Raw genomic sequence first — 3,098 nt, forward strand, 5'->3', positions numbered from 1 at the left:
GCACACGCCGACGCATCGGCAAGGACACCGTGGACGTTCCCCAGCCGCGATCAAGTCCGACACCGAGACGATTCATTGTCTGTTAATGGGTAAACAATAAGAAGCCAGCTTTGCAAGCATCATGGCCTTAGCAGACACGACTTCGAATTCGTGTCCAAGAAGATGCGACAACGCCGTGTCGCAATTTAGCTTATTCAAACACGCAGTCAGGTTGCCCCAACCCGACTGACGTGCTTGAACAAGCTACTGCTGCGAAATTCAATCCGCACTTTTCCGCTCGTCCCAAAGAACATTCGGACAAAGCTGGGTTGCCCCCCCAACTTGATCGAGATGTTTGTGGACAAGGTTCAAAGTGGGATTGATGCCCCATTCGCAACAGTCAGCGATGATTTTGGATAAGACATCGCTTTGCACACTATGATTATCGGATAATTTTTCACTCGATGCACCAATTCATTGCGATCTTTGCGGCAATCCGCAATGCAACTCCGCGCATCTGGCGTCGTAGACTTGAGTAAGTAGATTGCCAATCAATCACCGTCGTCTTCCGACGCGCAAACAATTCGATGAGCCCCTAATCCTCCACTCGCCCACCCCCTCCGCAGAGAGCGAGCAAACTAAGGGTGCAGGATTCGCGAATGCGACATTGGACATGCAAAGAAGAAGTCGAACTCCTACAATTGGGACAGCCAAGGAGCCAGCAATCGTGTCCAAGCCGATGTCAAATGCAACGCAGGTTGTATCGAATTTCTATTACCAGCGTCAGTTCAAGCAGTCCAAGGATGCGATCATCGTGTTGCGATTGCAGCCCACACTGACCCTAGTCGCTGCGAACGATCGCGCACGCCAAATGTTTGACGGACACCAAGATTGGCCTGCCAGTGGCCCCGATGATTGCCAAGATTCAACGTTCGCAGAGCAGATCCTCGTGATGACAGGCATCGTTGATGACGCCCAATCCAGCCCCCAACAGCGTCAATGCGAACTGGGATGGATCCAGTGGGATCCTTTCCAATACGAGAATACAACCTATGCGGTGTTGACAATTCAATCCGGCCACGAGTCGATGACAAAGCCGCCTGCGGAGTCCGAATCGATGAACGCCATGGCAGTTGCGTATTGGCTAAAAACGTTCATCCACCAAGTCAGCCAACCGCTGCACGTGAATCAAAATACCGCAGACATCCTGCAAATCGAAGCCGAGCAGAACAAGATCGACCCGCAGTCGATTCAACCGCGTTTGGAACGGATGCAATTTGCAGGAAATCTGCTTCGCGAGTGTCTATCGGATCTAAGAAAACAGATCCAATTCATGTCGCTTGAGTTTTCGCCAATCAAGATTCAAGATCTTGTGAGCGATGTTGTCTCGCAATTCAATACTCGCCACTGCACGGCATTGAATCTTGGGCACGAGGCCTTGGATGACAACGTAACCATCCATGGCAATGCGACACTACTTAGCGAAGGAATCTCTAGTATCCTGGACTTGATGTGGGAATTGCGTCGCAAAGCTAAAAACACGCCCGAGCATCCCGCAATGCAACCATGCCTGTCATTGAGCATGGACCGCGACGACGGACAAATTCAAATCCGAATCACTGGTGACTTGCCCCCAGCAAACTCGCTTGCTTTTTTTGACTACCCACTGATGAAACAATTGCACGACCGCCTGATCCCGGCAGCGACCTGGGGTGTGTGCGAGTCGATTCTCCAGGCCCACTATGGCGACCTAAGCCGCGAGACCACGGGGGAAGCAGTTCAAATCCGAATTGGGTTGCCCGAAGCAACCGAGCGGACGCAGCAACCCAATGTGAACGTTGCGCTGCATCGCGTTTGGCCGCAAAAAAGCGGGGATTAAGCAGGTAGGCAGGAATCATTGGGTGACATTCCGTTAGCCGTTTGGGCAAACGCTGTGAAGCATTTTTCCCTATACGGAAAACGCGAATTAATGTAGCGAAAGTCGCAGTGACTTTCGGCCACGCGAGTAAACCTGAAACTCTCTGCGAGTTTCGCTACGAAAAAATGCTGCACAGCGTTACGTTTGAGCGTTATCGGCCTGTTGATCTAATAACGTTTCCTGTGCCAAGGGGTGGATGATGGACTACCTCGCGTCCGTCGTTGGTGTATTCGACGGACTTGGAAGTCCATCGTACGACGAATTCAACAGCCGGCTAGCGGCCAATGCCATCTACTTTCGTAGTGGGACTCGCCAGAGTTCCTGGTGTTTCAACAGCAAAGATGGGAATTCTGGCGAATCCCACTACTTGAGCCCCCCAATGGTTACCAAAGTAGATGGCATTGGGCTAGCGGCTACGCGATCCGCGACCACCGCCATCCTCGCCCCCTTTCTCTGACACCGCCACCTGAATCAACCGATTAAAAAAAGACTTGACGCCGCGCGTGCCTGGTGTACCATCTAACTAACACACCAGTTAGCTGGGTCACCAGATTGCCGCTACCGCGAGTCTTCCCATGTTCTTTCACATCGATCCATCGAACGGGCAGCCGATCTACGCTCAAATCGTCCGGCAGGTGAAATTTGCGATCGCCGAACAAACGCTTCGGCCTGGGCAGCTGCTGCCGAGCGTCCGTCAATTGAGTGTGCAGTTGGCAGTGAATCCCAACACGATCACGCGTGCGTTTCAAGAGTTGCAGTCCGAGAACCTTATCGAAACGCTTCGTGGTCGCGGAGTCGTTGTTACCAAAGACGCGCTGGCGCCGTGTCGCAAGCAACGCAAATCGATTATCAGTGATCGTGTCGAAGACGTGATTGTCGAAGCTCTGCGTAGCGGCATGAATGCAGAGGAAATTCGCGAGATTGTCGACAAGAAACTGAAAACGCTCGAAGGCAAAATCACAGCGGCGGGGAAGCCACCTGATTGAGTTCCGTGCGCCGTCAACCGCGCAGGGTCGTTTTCACATGTCCGCCGTCTCAGCAAACAGCCGCCTGTTATGAATTCAGTCATTAGCACCGAAAACCTCGTCATGCGATTCCGCAACTGCGATGCACTTGCGGGAGTCGATCTCGAAATCCCCGCTGGATGCGTGTTCGCGCTGTTAGGCGAAAACGGAGCGGGAAAACGACGTTGATTCGCATC

Annotated in this window: 2 protein-coding genes and 1 pseudogene; all 3 read left to right on the forward strand. The window is 52.6% G+C overall.

The features are described from left to right. Nucleotides 1-706: 706 nt before the first annotated feature. Nucleotides 707-1,858 carry a PAS domain-containing protein gene (locus RMSM_RS01160; protein ID WP_008690245.1) on the forward strand — a complete coding sequence of 384 codons (1,152 nt, stop codon included), beginning with the start codon at nucleotides 707-709 and terminating at the stop codon, nucleotides 1,856-1,858. Nucleotides 1,859-2,472: 614 nt separating this feature from the next. Then, nucleotides 2,473-2,883, forward strand: coding sequence for a GntR family transcriptional regulator (locus tag RMSM_RS01165; RefSeq protein ID WP_008690247.1), 411 nt, complete (start codon nucleotides 2,473-2,475; stop codon nucleotides 2,881-2,883). A 69-nt stretch (nucleotides 2,884-2,952) separates the two neighbouring features. Beyond that, nucleotides 2,953-3,081: pseudogene (locus RMSM_RS39450) on the forward strand (ABC transporter ATP-binding protein); the annotation flags it as partial. Nucleotides 3,082-3,098: the final 17 nt, after the last annotated feature.

This window comes from Rhodopirellula maiorica SM1 (assembly GCF_000346295.1).
Taxonomy (GTDB): domain Bacteria; phylum Planctomycetota; class Planctomycetia; order Pirellulales; family Pirellulaceae; genus Novipirellula; species Novipirellula maiorica.

Coding starts and splice junctions, on each gene's coding strand:
- RMSM_RS01165 (WP_008690247.1), top strand. CDS start 2,473: ATGTTCTTTCACATCGATCCATCGAACGGGCAGCCGATCTACGCTCAA.